Source organism: Flavobacterium agri (genome assembly GCF_013401995.1).
Classification (GTDB): domain Bacteria; phylum Bacteroidota; class Bacteroidia; order Flavobacteriales; family Flavobacteriaceae; genus Flavobacterium; species Flavobacterium agri.
On sequence record NZ_JACBJI010000012.1, the window covers coordinates 3,730 to 5,262 of the forward strand.

The 1,533-nt window shown below is 38.4% G+C and carries 1 protein-coding gene; it reads left to right on the forward strand.

Annotated features, from left to right (window positions below; translation table 11 throughout):
- Positions 1–394 precede the first annotated feature (394 nt).
- Positions 395–1,360 carry a GTP pyrophosphokinase gene (locus HZF10_RS17520; RefSeq protein ID WP_176007540.1) on the forward strand — a complete coding sequence of 322 codons (966 nt, stop codon included), beginning with the start codon at positions 395–397 and terminating at the stop codon, positions 1,358–1,360.
- Positions 1,361–1,533: the final 173 nt, after the last annotated feature.

Genomic DNA, 1,533 nt, shown 5'->3' on the forward strand with positions numbered 1-1,533 from the left:
CAACAAAAAGGTTTTCAGATTTTTTTTTGCGGCGCAATTCGTTCACAGATTTTACGGTCGCTACAGAACTCGATTTCGATTAGCTTTGCAAAAACGAATATCCAACGGCAAATTTGTTTTTGACTCGGAAAACGTGGCTGGAAGCTAACGTTAGGCCGCTAACCGAGCGTTGCTGGCTTTCGGAGATTGTATTCTCTGCCGAACGGAAAAGTAATAAAACTAATGAATTTTTCTAGTTTGATAAAGCAGAAAAATTTTTAGTTTTATGGCATTGGAAAAAGCACTTCATTTTACCTGAAACCCAGCAATGGCGGTTAGCGGCGGTTAGTGGATGCCGCAGTTTAAAATTAGGCAATTTTCAAAATTAATTTAAATTTCCAATATATTTTGAGATATGGAAAGCGGATATATTAAAGATTACAAGGATGGGATTCCTTTATATGAGCGCCTCGGAAAAAATGTTTCCGAATCAATACAAATTCTTTTGGATAGCTCGAATATAAAAATGCTCTCGGTAATCTATAGAGTTAAAGAAGTGGAATCTTTTGTTGAAAAGATTGAGCGCAAAGGCTATGAACATCCCAATGAGGTTGAAGATGTCTGTGGTGTGCGGATTATTTGCTATTATCAAAAGGACGTGAACAGAATAATTGAAATATTAGAAAAGGAATTCGATGTTCACGAGTCGGTGAATAAGCAAGAAAACCTAAAGTATGATCAATTCGGTTACCGCTCACACCATGTGATGGCATCAATAAAAAAAGATTGGGAAAAAACTCCAAACTTTAAAGGCTTGTCAGTTTTGCGTTGTGAGATTCAGGTTCGAACTGTTCTTATGCATGCCTGGGCTGAAATTGAACACAATTTAGCATATAAGAATGAGGCTCAAACACCTGAACAATTTCGAAGGAAATTATATCGAATCAGTGCTAAATTAGAGGAAGCCGATGAGCAGTTTGAAGATTTGAAAAAGGAAAGTGAGGAATATAGGCGAGAACTTCATAACAGGAAAAGCGATTTTTACAAAGATGCGGAGTTGAATATTGATTCGCTTCAAGCCTTTATGGACTCAAATTTTCCAAAACGCAAAAAGGATATAGAATCTACCGGTGTTCTGTTAAATGAATTAATATCACACAACATCTCGCTAAGCGATTTGGCGGAAGCATGGATAAAAGTGAAGCCCCATTTTAGCAAAATTGAGAACGATTACTGGCAGACAGGTCCATTTAAAGCTTGGGCGCAAGCAGGAATTGCCAGAGCGGTTTTAGATTTAACAAATTTGCAATATCGTAACCGACGAAAAATGTCGCCGCATATAACTAAAATCGAACAACTTGAAAAGAGATACTTGCAATAATTTCCCAAAACGTAATTGGGGCGGTTTCCACTAACGTTAGGCCGCTAATTTTGGTCGCGGCTAAATTCGGAGAGAGTAATGTCTGCCGAACGGAAACGAAGTTAAAGAATTAGACGTTCAATTCACCTAGAAGCCGCGATCAAAATTAGCGGCGGTTAGCGGTCCGGCGCAAG

What these genes read in the sequence shown, in the direction of transcription:
- HZF10_RS17520 (WP_176007540.1), top strand. Translation starts at nt 395, where the DNA reads ATGGAAAGCGGATATATTAAAGATTACAAGGATGGGATTCCTTTATAT.